The sequence below is a fragment of the Lachnoclostridium sp. An131 genome (assembly GCF_002160825.1).
Taxonomy (GTDB): domain Bacteria; phylum Bacillota; class Clostridia; order Lachnospirales; family Lachnospiraceae; genus Laedolimicola.
Map to the genome: position 1 here is coordinate 1 of NZ_NFLI01000028.1, position 17,505 is coordinate 17,505.

Sequence of the window (17,505 nt, forward strand, 5' to 3'; positions counted from 1 at the left end):
ATACAGCAGAGATGCCGGATTAAATCAAAAAGTTGAAGTTGGAGTGTTTTACTTCAACCATAGCTGAATACCTTGTGAAAAGATATCCATTATTTTATTGAGCGCTTACTTCATCTTTACATTCAGTTCATAAAAACTCCCCTTAAATCTCTCAGTTCTCCCTTTTACAGCTTATATCATCTTCTAATTTCGCTTCTTTATCCCCAAAACAAAATAATTTCAAATGCTTTGTCGTATTCTGTCGTGTAACGTCGGTTCAGGAAAAAACTGCCATATTATAAAGGCATAAACTGAAAGGAGTTTTTATACTATGACAAAAGAGGAAGCTTTAATCCGAAGCATTGTCGGCCCGGCCCGATGTGAGGTCCGCACCTTCGCATGTGCCGTCAATATCACCCGGCATCTGCTGTTTTGCGAGAACCTTGCACAGGACGACATTCTGGTGACAAAGCATATTTACCCGGAAGTGGCCGCACGGACAGGAAAGAGCTGTGCTGCCGTATCACGGCAGATTGAACGCATGGAAAATCTCTGCTGGGAGCATCTTGGAGCTGAAGGACAGCTGACCTACATAGGCAGACAGCTAAAGGATATTCGTTCGCCCAGCGACATGCTGTTTTACCTGGCTTATTACTGTCATTTTAATATGCCATACTATGAGGTCTTACGGGAAAAGCCCGAACTTCTTTTCGGCAGTGCCGCAAAAGAAATTTCTGACGTCAGGACATCTCAGGCCTTCCGTGCAAAAGCATCTGACTAAAGGTACCAATACCTCATCTATTTCGCCGGTTTTCCCGGCTTACCAGCCATAAATACTTCGTATTTGTCAACAGATATCTTTTAAACAGCCGGACCGGATCCTGCAGCAGACGGTACAGCCATTCCAGACTGCATTTCTGCATCCACTGCGGGGCGCGCTTCAGGCGCCCCGCATGGTAGTCAAAGCCCGCTCCCACGCCTATCATCAGGCCCTGCACCTTTCCTTCATGAGCTGCCATCCACCGCTCCTGCTTGGGAGCTCCGAGGCCAATCCAGACAAAATCCGCCTGTGCACGATTGATCCTCTCAATATTTTCTCTGTCCTCCTCCGCAGTCAGCGGCCGGAACGGCGGGGAATACATTCCCGCAATTGCGATTCCCGGATACGTCCTCTCCAGCGCCTCCCGAAGCGCGGCAAGGGTCTCCTCCGTACTTCCATAAAAATAATGCCTCCAGCCATGCCGGGCCGAGATTCGGAAAATCTCTCCCATCAGATCCGGTCCCGTCACCCGCTCCGCTTCGGCAAAACCGCGCTTCCGGCTGGTCACCGACAGCGGCTTACCGTCCGGAAGCGCAGCCGCCGCGCCGTTCTGAACGGCGCGGTAGCTTTCCTCCTCGTAAGCGGTCACTGTCGTGTGTACGTTAGAGATGCAGATATAAGAGCCGAACAGCTCCGAAATATCCTCTTCCAGCCAGGCTACGGTTTTTTTCATGTTTGTCACTGCAATATTCACGCCGAGAATGCTGCAGGTGGGAAATGGATGTTTTTCAAGCATAATAAAAATCCTTTCACCGGATTGCACGGTAAACTGTATAACGGCTGAACTGATCCAGCAGAACCATTTCTTTAGCTTTCACAGTATTTTTTATGTATTCTGTGATCTCTTCGTCAAGCTGCGTATTGCCGACATATACAATCACTTCTTCATCCTCTGCCGTATATTCCAGCGCGGAGTCTATCTCATCCTGAATGATTCTGGCATAGGAAATCACATAAAAATCGGAGTTCTCTTTCATAACCTGAATCAGATCATAGTATTCCCACCAATAAAATTCCCGGTCGATGTAGACTGCTTTTTTGTCCGAGTACTGCTTCATGAGCTCTGTGTGTTCTTTCATCCCACTGTATGCATAGGCGGGTACTCTTCCCTTCAGTGTCGGAATGCACAGGAACAGCCCAAAAGCAACGCACACCGCAAGAGCCAGCTGTTTCTTTACCGGCAAAAGCTCGTAAATCAGTACGTACAGGAAGCAGAACGCTAACAAGAGCACTACAGGAAACAGAGGCATCATATAACGATCTGTCACCTCCGGAGCTATTTTCGTCACCAGAAGGAAATATCCCGCTGCCATGAAGATAACCGGAAGTATCCTGGAGCCTTCTCTCAGCGGCAGCCTCTTAAAGCGGACTGCAAACGCTATCAGCAGCACTGCAATCACACCCAGGACCAGCCACAGATATCCCCGAAACATCTGATCGCTGATAATATTGAACATATTCAGCAAAGACCTCGGAAATCCTTCAAATACCCAGAATTTATCCTGTGCCTGCGTTCCGCGTGAACCGTGAAAGATCTGATCCCACATCGGCGAAAACAGGCTCAGGCTCACCGCTGCAGCCGCTGCGACTGTCCCAAGATATATTCCCAGTTCTCGAAAACGCTTTTTGAACAGCAGTTTAAAGGTATACCAAACACCCAGGAAAAACGCCGCAATCAGGAAATAATACTGTGTCATTGCGCCCAGAACCAGCGTAAGTCCCAAAAAAACATATCCCTTTACCGGAATCTTTTCCCTCTCCCAGTATCTGATATACACCAGCAAATGGAGAAGAAGCGCCAGCGCAAACAGCATATACATGCGGATAAACAGCATGGTATTCAATCCGCCGTAGCTCAGCACATAAAAAAGGCACGTCATAAGAGCGCAGCCCCTGCTCTTCACCAACTCGTACACCAAAAAGTATAGAACCACGGTACAGCCTAAAAACAGGACAATATTCAATCCAATGCCTGTCCAATAGGAGAATTCATAGGGGTTGAACGATGAAATCGTATGAATCAGGTAATAATACAGCGGCGGATGCACATCCAGACTCTGATTCTCATACGGAATCTCATAAGAAAACGCATTCTCTCCCGGGGTCACATACTCCATAAAAACTTCGTCATTCTTCCAGTCATTCAACGGAAATTCCATCATAATTCCGCCATCATAGTTCGCGGCTCCGTATGTGAAAAGCTCATCACACATCAAAAAGCTCTTCTGTGAGCCAAAGTAAAGGGACACGCCCAGCTGAATCAGACAGATAACTGTCAGCAGAATACCAGCCGTCTTCTTACTTATGCTAATTTTTTTCATTTGTTTTTTATTTTTCTCCTTTATCTGCCAATCTTACCGCTTCCATAAACCCTTTGCTCACTTCCTCAAAGCGAAAGCCTTCCAGCAGCTGCAGGGATGCCTTTCCCATCTTTGACGCCTTGTCTGGGTTCTGAAGCAAATCGCGCAGGCATTTTTGAAATGCTTCCGTATCATAAGGATCAACCAGGCAGCCGTTCCTTCCTTCTTCCACCAGATCACAGCCGCCGTCTGCATACCTGGAACACACAACCGGGAGGCCTGCGCACATGGCTTCCAGAATCACCAGAGCAAAGCAGTCCTCTCTGGTTGGAAGCACAAAAATTCCGCTTTTTGAATACTGCCTGCGCAGTTCATCAAGCTGAAGATATCCGAGGAATTCCACCCTGTCCTGAATGTGCAACTCCCCCGCCAGCTTTCGCAGACGCTCCTCCTCCGGACCTGCTCCTGCAAGCGCCAGCGTAAACGGTGCTTCCACACCTGCCAAAGCCTGGAGCAGAAGATCGACGCCCTTTCTCTCAATCAGGCTTCCCACACAAAGAAGCCTGGATGCATCCCTTCCTTCAGGCTCCACCTTATACTTGTCCAGATCCGCCGTAAGAAAACTGATAAAACAGCGAGCCGGATCCGCTCCGTATGCAATCTGTGCCTCCCTGGACCTCGTGCTGCTTCCAATATATGCCGCCGCCTTGGCAATTACATACCGACGAAGCTTTTTCTGAAGCCCATTGATATTTCTCTCTGAATACAGGGTACCGTCTGTCCAGCTGACATATGGAATCTGATGACGCATACAGTACCGTACCGCTTGCAGAATCGTCGGATTATACTCCGAGCCTGCAACCACATCAGGCTGCAGCTTTTTCAGCAGTCCTCCCACTCCTTTGGAAATATGAATATATTTTGTATCGTAACGGCGCGGAATTTTCAGCGTCCAGGAGTCGAGGAAATGACTGTTCTGTAATTTACTCTCATCTATTTCCCAGGCCCGGTTGTCTTCATTTCTGCTGGCGTAGACGATATGAATTTCATAATCCTCCACTTTCTGCTGCAGGTAATAGAAAAAATCTACACGGTAGGGGGATGGAATGTTGGTGATGATAACAAGCTTTTTCATATTCTCTTCTCCCGGGAAAGTATTTCTTCCGCACGATCATAAATTTCCTTCAGCTTCTCATAGTTCTTTTCCGGCGAATAATATTTCTCATAGGTTGGCCTTGTATCCCATGCCTTTGCCTCTTCGAATTTCCTCACTGCCTCTTTTAACGCCTCTGCATCTCCTGCCGCAAATCGTAAGCCTGTCACATTTGGAATAACAATATTCCCCACGTTGCCCAGAGCGCTTGCCAGTACGGGCGTTCCTACTGCGTAGCTTTCCAAAAGCACCAGGCCCTGACCCTCATAGCACATCGTCGGCATAATCAACGCTCTGGACTCTGCTGCCAGACGCATTACCTCGTCATGAGACACCTGTCCCAGAAGCTCTATCTGACTCATCCTATTTTCACTTATATAGCTGCGAATCCACGCCTCTTCAGGTCCGCTTCCACAAAGCAGAAGCCTTCTGTCCGGAAAATCTCTCCAGGTCCTCACAAGAAACCGAACTCCCTTCAGATCTTCCAGGCGCCCTACATAAAGATACTGCTCCTTCCTCTCCACTTCTCTTATTTGGGGCCTCCAGACAAAATTAGACTTTACAAAAACGCGTTCTTCCCTGACAATCGTTCTTCCCCCTTGATTTAATAGCAATAGCTTTTCTTTGTTAAAGTCTGTCAGGCAAATATAAAATAGCCTTCTGTATGTTCCCAGCAGCCGGTACATCTTTAATATTGCCGCACTCATCAGGGTCTGCAGTCTGGAATTCCGATAGCAGCCATGCCGAACTGCACAGCCCAGTCCATACTTGACGCAATCCTCGCAAATTCTTCCATCTCTCACAAAGGTAGCTGCAGGACACAGCAGACGGAAATTATGCAGGGTCTGTACTACCGGCACTCTGAGGGAAAAAGCCGCATAATATACAGACGGACTGACCAAATTCAAGGTGTTATGCACATGAACAATATCCACCCTTTCCTTTTTGAGCAGGGCTTTCACATCTCTGTAGGTCCGTAAAGAAAACAGAGAGGTAAATGGAAGCATCAGCTTCTGCCAGACAGAAAAATCTTGCATCTCCTGATTAGAGCGGCTATAAAGAATCACCTTATGTCCGTGTTCCTCCAGGAGGCGTTTTTCATTAGATACAACCGTATCCTCGCCACCTGGAATTTTATAGTGATTATGAACAAGTAGAATTTTTTGTTTATGATTCATGAAGCTATACCTCTTACGGCAAATTACATGTCTGTTTTAGCATCGGTATCCCATGTCACTATTTTTTAATATACCTCTATAAATGTCAATGGTCTGCTCCGCACAGCTCTGCATGGAAAATCGCTCCTGTGCTTCAGCCCGTGCCTGTTCGATCACATTCCCAAGATCCTCTGTCTCCATGATCTCTTGGATCTTTTCTGCAAGAGCCTTTGCGCTACCATATGGATACAGGTAACCATTCTCTCCATTTCTTATAAGCTCTGGATTAGCGCCTGTATCGCTGGCAACCACGGGAACTCCGGACAGCATCGCTTCGACTGTTACCAGACCAAACATTTCCTTAGACGATGCCATGATAAATAAATCCATTCCGTATCTGAATTGGTCCAATTGCTCTCTGTCCATATATTCCATTGGTTCTATAGCTTCCTCAAGTCTATGGACCTCTATAAACTCCTCCAGCTCTTTATTAGCTCTTCCATTTTCCCTGCAGCCCGGCATCCATAATCGAAACCTTTTCTCTGTGCGTTGTTTCAGCAAAACGAGCGCCTCCAGAATATGCTGATACCCTTTACTCAAGGACATTCCGCCAAGGTACAGCATATGAAAGACACCATCCTCAAGGACCGGCACCTCTTTGGGGCTATCAATCTGGGCACCATCATAAATCAGTACTGTTTTCTCCAGATCCAGATATTTTTCGTATATCCTTTCACAGGCCTTCGAGATTACAATTACTCTGTCTGAATTATGAAACCACTTTTTTACTTTCTTATCATTCAGGCAAAATTTCCAACCGTAGTTCGAAAGATCCTCTCTCAAATGCCACACATGTAAACGTCTTGTCATCCTGGCCGCAAGCAGCCCTGCCGCAACCACCGTAGAATTTGTGTGTATTATATCAATTCTCCATTTGCGCACATAAGGACATATCTCAAGGGCCCCCCGAAAATTGCTCAGATATCTCTTCCAGCTCTTCAAAGAGCCTTCCTCCCCATCACCAACCCACCAGGGCATACGGATCTGCGCATATTCTATCTCCAGGTCCTCCAGCTTCTCTCTTAGCCCCTTGCTGCCCTCTGGCATTATCACATACGTTCCGATATTCCTTTTTTTATACTGCCGGATCAGGTTTAGCATTGCAATATTGGCCCCACCCAGCCCCGTATAATGTGTCACAAATAGAATATTCATAATGGCCTTTTCTCCCGCTGTACTTCCTCTATTATTTCACGGCCTTCTCATAAATTTCTGCATATTTCTGCACAAACAGCTCAGGCCGAAGTGCCTGCTGCGCATTTTTTGCCGTTTCGTCATAGCAGCACGGATGCGCCAGAGCATATTCGATGCAAGCCGCAAGCCCTTCCGTGCTCTCGCTCTCAAATGTGTATCCTGCATGCGATTCCTGGAGCATCCTCCCCAGACTTCCATGAGAAGGCCCTATAATTGTTTTCCCCAGATAAATTCCCTCACACATGGGACCGCTGGCGCCATCAAAGATTTTTCGATATGGAAGCACAATGATATCCGCCTCCATAAGAAGCCTTTTTACCTCCTCGTCACCCAAAAAGCGGAGGCATGTCCGTACCCTGTCGTTATACGCTGCTGTATGCTCAAAAACAAAGCGTTCGTCAAAATCCTCCTCCTTCCCGGCTATTACAAGGCTAAAAGGACTTCTCACCCTTTTAAGGGCTTCCAGAAGAATATCAAGCCCTTTATCATACCGTGTCCCGCCCAGAGCAAGCAGCCTTGGAGGATCATTCAGATACCCCCTCCCCGAGCCTGCAGGGACATTCAGAAAGCAGGGATACGGAACACATTCTGCGTTTTTACATCCAAATTTCTTCACCTTCATCTGAATCTCTTCCGTGTGAAAAACCCCTGCCGCTGCATAGTGCAGCATCCTCTTCATACTGATTTCCCGCGCTTTCCCCTCAAAAAAATGATGAAAGGTTATAATCAATCTGGAATCACCGAACCGCGCAAGTCCTCTGCCCAAATGCCGCATCATGCTGTCGCCGTCCAGAAAATGAATAATATCCGGCTGTTCTTCCGCCGCAATACCGCGCAGCTCCTCCATCCAGCTCCCATATTCATGAAAGCCCCGAATACCCCGGACTGTTGTCTTACGGACCCGTCCAGCTGCTTTATCCGAATATTCGGGCAATACTGCCAGACTATCCTTAGAGGCATTTTTTAAAAGATAGCTTAAATATGTGAGATGATGCCCGTCCACACTGGCATCTACATACATAATTTTCATCTGCTTCTGCTCCATACTCCCGTCCTGAGGCTTACCAGTAACAGCCTCCTTCAACGCCTTCTGCCCCTGCCGGCCTCTCATCCTCGCCCGGGCGCACCCAATACTCATTATACAGCCTTCCAATCACCGGATGCGTATCCCAGCGTTTTCCCTTGATTCCAAACAAAAGCTGCACTGCTCCGCCCATATGCACCGCACTGCGGCCTGCTTCCTTCAGCCTGGCTGCCAGCGGAAATCCATAAGCCCCACATCCAATTATGGCCACTTCAAAATCTGTCTTCATAGCCTCTTCAAACATCCAATCAAGCGCTTCAAACCAATTTTCAAATCTGTCGTCCTCTGCCCCTGCGATTGTCTGAACCGCTTTTACAGTATAAAGAGCCTTAAATTCAGGAAGCGTGTATCCATTTTCGAATAGATATCCTCTCTTTTCATATTGCCTTCTTATGGTATCCACAAAAGGATGAATCACAAGCACTCTTTTCCCCTTCAAAGCGCTTGTCCATGGCTTTTCCACATACCATGGCTCCAATGCTGTCAAATCTGTAAGCTGGCAGCTCTTCCCATAACAGTCAATCACGTAATCCTCCATCGTGTTATACCAGACGGCAAGCATATCTATCTGGGCGCAGGAACGCTTCATCAGCGTAGCAAAATCTTTCAGCAGAGCTGGATCCTGCGGGAAAAAGCCAGAATAATTTTTCATCTGATTTAACACTCTGTCCCGCTGCTCCTGGCTCTGAGGTAAGTCCGAACGCCAGACTGCGTTCAGCTCTGTTCCTCCCAGTCTTCCCGCTGCAAAGCTGCGGCCCTCGCTAATCCATTGTGCTATTATATCATTGGCTTCCTGAAGCCCCAGGACTTCCTTCCCCACATATTTTTTTTCAAAAGTTATCTGATAACCTGTCAGTTTTCTTCTGACTCTCCTGATAAACCATAAGATTTGATAGACTACTATTTTCATTATTTATTCCCTTATCTTTATTCTTTGTACTGTCAATCCATACATTCTGAGAAACAAAAAAAGTATCCCATATCGCCTCTTCTGAATCAGGTTATGTATGATCCGTCGGCGCATTCCTGTCCCGCCATAAGGTTTTTCCTCATTTTTGATGCACTGATAATACTCACTATTATCAAAAAAAGCCTTTAATCTTCTTACTATTTCTGTTGCTGATGCCTCATTTTTTATACCACATTCATTTTCTACATAATTATATATTTTAATAGCTTTTTCTTTTTTCACTTTTATTTCTGAAGGTTTGTATCCATCAAAGATATCATAAATCTCACATTGAAACCAATGCTCTAGCTTTTGATTCTTCTCCCAGTAATTTTCAATATATCTGCTCCTATGACTTTCCGACTTCAAATTACAGGTCCATAAGTAGCCTACATCTGGAATCTGTACAATCTTTTCTGCATGACGTATCACCTGATTCATAAAAATACAATCATCTTCACAGTCTACAAATGAGAAAAAACAAATTTCATTTTTTTTCAGAAAATTTCTTCTATATATTCCGCTCCACACATATCCCGGAATATGAAAAAGCTTTTCTTTTTCATCCTTCTGTAAATACTGATCCAGTAAAGCCTGTCGGATTTCCTTCTTATCATATACTCTTTCCTCTGAAATCCTCACATTTTCCCTCTGCGTTCCATCATCAAACCGATGATTGCTGCTCCAGAGACAACAATCCGCATTTTCTTTCTTGATTTTTTTTATAGCCTTTATGCAGACTTCTGGCACTATGGCGTCATCCTGATCCATAAAACAGACATATTTCCCTCTGGCATGACGCAGACCAAAATTTCGGGTATCTGCAATTCCACCATTCTCTTTTTCATATGCACAGACAAAACTATACGTATCAGCAAGCCGCTGACACTCACTTGCGCTGTCATCCGGAGAACCGTCATCAATCAATAGGAGCTCTATCCTGCTGTCACCCGCCTGATTTTTCAGAGCATGGACTGAAGCCATCAAATTGTTCAAATATTCTTTTCCCCTGTATACAGGTACTATAATACTCAGATCTGTTTTTATCCCGTTTTCCATATTATAACTTATTCTCCAATTATTAATTATTCTTTTTCAGATCTGTGTCTTATCTTAACTTTTTTGTTTTCTATCTCATATGTGATATCACATTTTTCAATTGTTGACAGCCGGTGCGCAATAATAATAAGCGTTTTTTTCCCATATAACGCTTCTATAGATTCCATAACTGCCTGTTCTGTCTCATGATCCAGTGCTGAAGTGGCCTCGTCCATAACAAGCAATTCCGGATCATGATATAATGCTCTGGCTATTCCCAGCCTCTGACGCTGTCCGCCCGACATACGGATTCCACGTTCCCCTACCATTGTATCGATTCCATCTTCCAGGCTACAGATATACTCTTTTAACTGAGCCTGCTCTATCGCTCTCCATAAGGCCTGTTCATCCACTTCATCTTCTGTCAGACCAAAAGTAATATTATTTCGTATAGTATCATCCAACAAAAAAATATTCTGAGGCACATATCCCAGCCTATTCTGCCATCCTCTAAGATTGCAGTAAATACTCTTTCCATCAGCCAGGATTTCACCCTTCTCCGGCCGCAGGACTCCCAGAATAATATCGGCAAGTGTAGTCTTTCCCGCACCAGACTCTCCTATAAAAGCAACTGCGCTTCCCCTCGGAATTTCCAATGCTGCTTCCTCAAGGACATAATGCTCTACATTAGGGTACCGATACCACAGATTTTTTACCTTTAATTCTTTTTCAAACGTAATATCTTCTGCATTTTCCGTACTTTGAACATCTGAATTTTCCACATCCTGAATTTCACACAAATCTTCATAGATAGTGTTTACAGACGGCAACTGAAACAATACACCATTAATACTTCCATTAATACGATTTGCAGAAGGAACCAGTTTAAAAACCGCCACAGCAAACACGGAAAGATTGCTCACAAGAGACGTCATATCACTTCCTGTCTGAACTTTAACCATGATCACCAGCATAATACCGCCGATGGCTACTGCTTCCAGAAGATATTTGGGAATAGTGTTATAAATACTCTGTTTTTTATTAGCCTCCATATATTTATGATATTCTTTCGTATATAGATTTCCAAAAAACTTTTCCTTTCCTGCAACTTTTATTTCTTTAATCCCATCAAACGCCTGACTGATATACTGTACCATTTTCGCATAAGCATCATGTCCCTGCTCACCATAATCTCGAATTTTCTTTTTAGACCATTTGTAATAAGCAGCCATGAAAAACAGCACAAAGGTCATAGAAACCAGCGTCATGATGATATCTGTAAAAAGAAGGTATAAAAACAACACACCAATCAAAAGGACATCTATGATAATCTGCAACGCATTCATTACTACTGCAAAAAACTGGTTCGTATCCACATTTATATTTCTCTGGAGTTCTGCAGAATTTTTAGATAAATGAAAAATATAAGGCTTTTTCATATAAGAACGAATCAGCCGCGATGCCAGCAATTGCTGATTATTGTAAATAAATTCATACTGAACCGCATACATGACTACTATATATATATTTTTAACTACAAAAATAAACAAGATGAATAAAGCCAATGTAAACAGCAATTCTGCTGTAGTATTGCAGCCGAACACATTAACACATATATTAATCAGTAAATTATTCTGAGGCACTTCCGGTTCTGTCGCCACCTGAATCACTGGAAGAATGGATGTGACACCTATAAGTTCAGCAAAAGTACCAATTACAATCATAAAGAAGAGCAGTACCAGCTTTATTTTCTGTTCTTTAGTAAAAATATAGTTTAGTTTTTTCCAAATACTCATTTCTTACACCTCTGCTTTATACCATCCGGGGATATTCAACTCTTCCATCTCTATATTTTTCGTCTTTCTGCCTGGATAAATCACTATCTTATCTTTATTATCATTCAGAAGTGCTCCCCACTGGCTGAATGTTGAATTGGCAATAATATTACCTTTGCAGCAGCTCATCAGCTGCATATCCCTCCAGCTCTCTTTCCCCCGGTTCCAATTAACTATAATTTTGTTTTTTACAAATTGAAAATTTTGTTCTATATATTCCACATCATCAGAAAAGAAAAAATAATAGGAATGCGGCATCATATTCTCTACATATTTAATAGCCTTTTTATAGTATTCCAGCGTAAGCACATCAAATACTGAATTTACATAATCTCCTCGACGGACATGAACACTTACACTTGATGCGTTTCTAATTTTATCCACTAATTCCAGGTTTCTTCTTTCCGAAATTTCCGGAAACACCAAATAAGTACGCAGCAATTCCAGTTCATCTAAATAATAATTAATGTCAGCCCAAAAACCCTGTACATAGAAATCCCTGTCTGAAAAACAAGTTCTTCCCAGCTCTATCAACTGAAAGCCATCTACAAACTGTTCATCCAGAATGTTTTCATTCTTTAAAGAGAAAAATTTTTCATTTATCGCTTTCCGCAAAGGCTCCGTTATGCATGATATTTTGCCTCCCAAAACAGCTGGCAGTTCTCCTCTCAATTCTTTCAAATCTCTTATACCAGCTTCTTCAAATCCAGCAGGGTTACCAAAAATTTTGTCTATTTCGTACCCATAATGATATTTCGTGACTCGGAAATCCCGAGTATCTTTTTTTATTATACATCCTGGAAAATACTTTTTCAGTTTCAAGCCATACGCATACTGATACATCTGGTTACCAAGACCACCACAAAACTTCAATACAAGCATTATGATATCCTATCCTTTTCTTTTTCTTAACCCCACTAAAGAAAGCATTGATTTACACAGCTGCTTTATGAGGAAAATACTTCTGTACCAAATTTGCATGATATAGACTGCTACTCTATCAGAAGTGGATAAAGCAGGAAAACATCTGCCTTTTAATTTTTTAAGCGCTTCCTTATGTTCTTTAAGCCCCACGCTCGATAATCCCTGATTAGTAATACGGTATGCGGACCCCCAGGTTCCTGTACACATAAAATTTACATACTCAGCTAATCTGAATAGATATTCCAGATCCTCATAAAGACTATTGCCATATTCAAAACCACCAGCGTCCAAAAACCATTGTTTTTTCATACAATAATCCCGTGGAAGCTGAACCCTGGATTCTTCCAGAATGCACCTTCTCAGTTTTCTCCCAGAAAACTGCTTTTTAGTTTTATAATTCCACAGGACTTTCCCCTCCGTATCTACAGCCTGCAGTTTCGAATATACAGCTATACAGCGCCCTTCACTTTCCTTTTCCAAAAGCAGCTTCATCTCATTTTTCAATTTCTGAGGATTTACATAAAAATCATCTGCATCCAGAAATGTAATATATTCCGCAGACGAAAACGCCGCTCCCTTATTTCTGGCATTAGACACTCCTTTATTTTTCTCCAAATAAACAGAACGGATTTTCGCCGTTTTATTTTTTAATTCTTCTATAATCTCCCTCGAATTATCTGTGGAAAAATCATCGACAATTATAATCTCTATTTGTTTATATGTCTGCGCCAGTATACTTTCCACACACTCTCGCAGATATCTCCCATTATTATAATTAGGGATAATAATACTGATTAAAGGCTCTTCGCAATTATACATTTTTCACCTGTCAGATATTTCTATATAAATTTAATCTTGAAAAGATATCCTTTAAAATATATTTCCAACGCGTACTTCCATAGTTGACGCCCAGACTCCCGGACCTCCCCTCATATATCGGATATTCCGGAAAATTTCTGTATCTCAAGTCATGTTTTTTTATTGCGGTATAGTACACATGTTCAAGATATCTGCCTTCCGGATCACATACATTTTTATATGCATCAAGAAAAATTTGTTCAAAAACCTCTTTTGTCACTTTATAAAACTTAGTATCAATCTGAGCATCCCTGCTCCATATCCGGACAGAATTAAAATAATTTACATCGGGTTTCATTTTACCGATAACAGAATCTATGTTCCAGATAATAATCCTTCCAGTAATTTTCACAAACTCTTTTTCTTCTCTCAAGAACCTGCTGTTTTCCCATACATATTTTAGGATCTCGCCTTCCCCATACCCTTTGCCATACTGAATAGTATCACGTGAGCCTGTAAAACTCAAATATTCTATAGGCTTCTTATTTCCTGCCATTTCTTTTAACCGTTCCACTAAATCGACACGACCACTATTTTCACAAAAAACACATCTTTTGATCTTCCTGGATTCAGATATAAATTTCAATGCATCTGCATATTGTTTTAATCGTTCTTCCGCATCCGATAAATCTACTCTATACATATCCCCAGCGGGACACAAAGTACCTGTTATAACTGCCAGCATTTATGCTTCCTTTCCTGTATGCTTTTTCGCATCTTTAACTATCTGATGCAACATTGCAGACAACATTACAAAAAAAATGATATAATCGCTGCTTCCGCCGCCACCAATTTCCATCATTAAATAAGCGCCAGATGCCCCTATCATAGGGATCAGCATGTACTTTATCCGTATGGATATTTGTTTTAACCAAAGCAGCCTGACTGCATCCATCACCATCAGAATTCCATATATTCCCCATAAAAACAACACAATAACCCCGGTATCATTCGCTGCCTGTAGCCAGTAATTATGTACCCCTGCAAAACCTGCCGGATAAATATATCCGCCTCCATATGGGGATTGCGGTAATTGACGAAGTGTTTCCGCAATCATCTGAAACCTTACATTGTGAAGAATCCCTCCATCCCTTGACATCATCGTCATTAATTGAGCATAATATTCACTTCCTGTAATCTTTTCCCAGTTCACTCCTATAACCACCGCTATAATTCCTGCTATCCCTGCCATAGTTAATCCAGAAACGGCTATTTTTTTTAAATTTTTAAAATTTATAATCAAAAAAATTAAAATACATAAAAATACCGTCACAACAGTGGTCATTAAAACCATTCTGTTATCCACATCGAGGTTTATATAATTAAGTATAATAGCAGCCAATATCGCCGTCAAACCTCGAAATATCTTTTTTTCGAACAGGCTGCATACTCCATAACCAAGCAGAGACGCTGCAAAAACTCCCCAGTAACTGTGTTCTGTCGCATAAAGCGGTTGATGAGCCCAAAAGTCTGGCCATGCTCTGCCCCCTGACGAAAAACCTTCTTTTAAATATATTATATAGTTTAAAATACTATATAAAAAAGTTCCTCCGACAACAGTCCACAAAGCACCTTCAATATATCCATTTTTTTTCTGAAACATGATCTGCCTGCTCAAGAAATACATTATTACAGGAAGAGCCATCATCTGTATCATTTGCTGCCAAGTGTATGCTTTGGTTTCTGCAAAATAGTATTTGTATACCATACTGTAAATCAAAAAGATAGAAACAACCAAAACACCATGAAAATCAATAAGAATTCGTTTATTTTTTTTTACAAACAAAGCTATCCCAACAATTCCCCAAATCCACAGCAAATATTCTTCTATACCCAAAAAGTGTGCAGAAAATAAAAAAAGCAGGATGAGATTCAGATGCTCTGTTATTCTCCTGCTGATAACTTTGAATCTATTCATAATACATCTATCCTTTCATCCCCGCTGTTTCAAAGAAATAAATTAAACTGAAATAACCAAATTCTTCTGTGAACATCAAAAATATTTACTATTTTTCACTATAGCATAAAATGAAAGGCAGTACAACCAGAAGCAACTTTGTACCGCCTTCTCTGTCAACCAGAATAAAACCTGCTCCAAAAAACCGTAAATTTTTCTTTTATACTATCTAATAAAGGCCGTTCCAGCGGAACCAAAACATAATTTGTTACAATAAGTAAAAGTGATGTATAAACATAGGCAGATAATGGACTATCTACATTAATTCCCAATCCAAGCAATCCAAGACACGCTGGCACAATTTCTTTTATCATATATTCGTTTCCACATAAATACAGGGTATTTCGGCCAAGCACTGCAAGATACTCTACTTTCTGAAGAAAATATGATAACACAATTACAAAAATAATTATCAAATACGCTTTATACAGCGGAGCAACAGGCAAAAGCCACTTGTTGCTGCTGTGACTGCCTATTATATCAAGCCCCCAATATAAATATGCAGAATATATAAACGTCAAAATACCTGTACCTATAATAATCACTTTTTTCCAAAATCTATCTGCCATAAACAACTTTTCTATGTATGGGTAAACAACAAACCCCGTAATAAAATAATGTGCATAATAAAATGCACTGTCAAAATTATAATACCAATGCGGAGTGATAATGGGGTTGGGAGCAATTAGTGTTTCTGCAACATAATACATTCCAAATCCAATAATGAGCATTAGCCACTTATATTTCAATCTCTGTATTAACATCCCTAAAATTTTTACAGCAAACAGACATGTTAAAAACCATAAGGAACTTGCAAAAAAGGTGTTTCTGATAAGACCTTTCATAATCATTCCTATAAATGGTTTTACGTCAACCATCTGGCTGTTGTTCCTGATTACATAAACAAATAAAGACAAAACAGCATAAAAATATGTAGGAATAAGTAGTGCATTTATATTTTTTAAAAAATTATTTAAAAGGCCTGTTTCCCTGTTAAAATTATCAGTACATCCCGCCAGAAAGAAGAATAAAGGAACATGAAACTGAAACACGAAATTATATGACAAACCCGCGCTTTCTCCCAGATGTCCCAGATAAATAGCAAAAATACCAATTACTTTAGCAATGTCTAACCATGCAATCCTTTTTTTTGAGATTATCATTCCTGTTCATCCTTATTATCTGTTTCTTTTTTGATTCTTTCATGGATACATAAATACAAAATTAATGTGTAGTTTCCATGTGCCGCAAATCTCTTACTGTGTTCTGCTTCCGCTTAAATCTATCCTCTTCAGATAATCTTTCAAAAGGGACGACCAGAAATAAGGGAACGTATAAATTCCATTGCTATATCCGATATTCCTGCGGTAAATTTGATTCCACAGGCGATATCCGGGTAGCGGGCACTCTGAATCAGAATCCGAAGTGATTTTGCGGTTCCTCGTCCAGCATAATTGTAAACAACCCCGTGTCAAAAAATAGAGCTTGTAATTTTGAATTATTGTAATTCCCGCGAAGAGGAGGCTCCGAGAAACTCAGGTAATAGCAGATATTTATATTTCCAGCGTCTCCTCAATCTTTCCATTCTGGATATACTCCCGTACAACTGCAGACATACCGCCAAGAATGCAATAATCAAGAAACAAATTACTGTATACTTTCATGACAACTTCTGGAAAAGGCTGCCCCTTCACCATATACTACAGCCATCTCTGCCACTCCTCTCTGTTCCTATAGCATACAAAAAATGAGCGACTTATGCAATAAATATTATAAAAAATGAGCGATTTTTTGGGGTTTTATCACAAAACCCATTTACCATTATCAGTTTTCAAATTCCCTCATATTCAGGCATCCTATCATCATGATTATACAATATAAGACCGGACATGCTCCACAGAATAACTGCAATAAATGGGATATAGGAAATGTACAGACAAACCAATCATTCATCTGAAAAAGAAAGACTAAATTATACTATTCGACGTAAACACAGTAAGAGCATTTGAATGCGAAATTAATTTATATTAAATAGACATGGTTTATAGCCGTTTGGTAAAATTAAGTCACCACAACAAAATCTATCAAAGTATACGGTAAACCATGAGTACCGACTCATTTTATGACCGCCGTTACCGGCGGACGGTTTACACAACATTTGTTGTTTTTGTTTTACTCCGGCAGATTTCCGGTAGCT

General features: G+C 41.6%; 15 protein-coding genes. 1 reads left to right on the forward strand and 14 read right to left on the reverse strand.

From position 1 onward, the window contains the following. Positions 1-310: 310 nt before the first annotated feature. Entirely contained in the window at positions 311-760 is a 450-nt protein-coding gene (locus tag B5E77_RS16115; protein ID WP_087166390.1) for a sporulation initiation factor Spo0A C-terminal domain-containing protein, read from the forward strand. Positions 761-773: 13 nt separating this feature from the next. On the opposite strand, the gene B5E77_RS16120 is transcribed toward B5E77_RS16115, so the two are convergent. The 14 genes from B5E77_RS16120 to B5E77_RS16185 all read right to left on the reverse strand — a co-directional run bounded on the left by B5E77_RS16120 (position 774) and on the right by B5E77_RS16185 (position 16,471). After that, positions 774-1,535, reverse strand: coding sequence for a WecB/TagA/CpsF family glycosyltransferase (locus B5E77_RS16120; RefSeq protein ID WP_087166391.1), 762 nt, complete (start codon positions 1,533-1,535; stop codon positions 774-776). Positions 1,536-1,548: 13 nt separating this feature from the next. Next, positions 1,549-3,120 carry a glycosyltransferase family 39 protein gene (locus B5E77_RS16125; protein ID WP_087166392.1) on the reverse strand — a complete coding sequence of 524 codons (1,572 nt, stop codon included), beginning with the start codon at positions 3,118-3,120 and terminating at the stop codon, positions 1,549-1,551. A 7-nt stretch (positions 3,121-3,127) separates the two neighbouring features. After that, a complete protein-coding gene (locus tag B5E77_RS16130; RefSeq protein ID WP_087166393.1) occupies positions 3,128-4,234 on the reverse strand; it encodes a glycosyltransferase family 4 protein in 1,107 nt (368 codons plus the stop codon). Next, the gene (locus B5E77_RS17550; protein ID WP_087166394.1) at positions 4,231-5,430 is read right to left on the reverse strand and encodes a glycosyltransferase family 4 protein; all 1,200 of its coding nucleotides are present in this window, start codon (positions 5,428-5,430) and stop codon (positions 4,231-4,233) included. The genes B5E77_RS16130 and B5E77_RS17550 overlap by 4 nt, the downstream gene beginning before the upstream one ends. A gap of 36 nt (positions 5,431-5,466) precedes the next feature. Then, positions 5,467-6,624 carry a glycosyltransferase family 4 protein gene (locus B5E77_RS16140; RefSeq protein ID WP_087166395.1) on the reverse strand — a complete coding sequence of 386 codons (1,158 nt, stop codon included), beginning with the start codon at positions 6,622-6,624 and terminating at the stop codon, positions 5,467-5,469. A 31-nt stretch (positions 6,625-6,655) separates the two neighbouring features. Further along, positions 6,656-7,801 carry a glycosyltransferase family 4 protein gene (locus B5E77_RS16145; protein ID WP_087166396.1) on the reverse strand — a complete coding sequence of 382 codons (1,146 nt, stop codon included), beginning with the start codon at positions 7,799-7,801 and terminating at the stop codon, positions 6,656-6,658. Further along, positions 7,725-8,657 (reverse strand): hypothetical protein, encoded by a 933-nt coding sequence (locus B5E77_RS16150; RefSeq protein ID WP_087166397.1) that lies wholly within the window; start codon positions 8,655-8,657, stop codon positions 7,725-7,727. Before B5E77_RS16150 ends, B5E77_RS16145 begins: the two co-directional genes overlap by 77 nt. A 3-nt stretch (positions 8,658-8,660) precedes the next feature. Continuing rightward, a complete protein-coding gene (locus tag B5E77_RS16155; RefSeq protein ID WP_087166398.1) occupies positions 8,661-9,755 on the reverse strand; it encodes a glycosyltransferase in 1,095 nt (364 codons plus the stop codon). A 26-nt stretch (positions 9,756-9,781) separates the two neighbouring features. Continuing rightward, a complete protein-coding gene (locus B5E77_RS16160; protein WP_087166399.1) occupies positions 9,782-11,530 on the reverse strand; it encodes an ABC transporter ATP-binding protein in 1,749 nt (582 codons plus the stop codon). A gap of 3 nt (positions 11,531-11,533) precedes the next feature. Further along, positions 11,534-12,451 (reverse strand): alpha-1,2-fucosyltransferase, encoded by a 918-nt coding sequence (locus B5E77_RS16165; protein WP_087166400.1) that lies wholly within the window; start codon positions 12,449-12,451, stop codon positions 11,534-11,536. Positions 12,452-12,460: 9 nt separating this feature from the next. Beyond that, complete coding sequence (locus tag B5E77_RS16170) at positions 12,461-13,312, reverse strand: glycosyltransferase family 2 protein (RefSeq protein ID WP_087166401.1); 852 nt, start codon at positions 13,310-13,312, stop codon at positions 12,461-12,463. A 10-nt stretch (positions 13,313-13,322) separates the two neighbouring features. Beyond that, complete coding sequence (locus B5E77_RS16175) at positions 13,323-14,036, reverse strand: hypothetical protein (RefSeq protein WP_087166402.1); 714 nt, start codon at positions 14,034-14,036, stop codon at positions 13,323-13,325. After that, positions 14,037-15,269, reverse strand: coding sequence for a hypothetical protein (locus B5E77_RS16180; RefSeq protein ID WP_087166403.1), 1,233 nt, complete (start codon positions 15,267-15,269; stop codon positions 14,037-14,039). Positions 15,270-15,424: 155 nt separating this feature from the next. After that, a complete protein-coding gene (locus tag B5E77_RS16185) occupies positions 15,425-16,471 on the reverse strand; it encodes an acyltransferase family protein (RefSeq protein ID WP_087166404.1) in 1,047 nt (348 codons plus the stop codon). Positions 16,472-17,505: the final 1,034 nt, after the last annotated feature.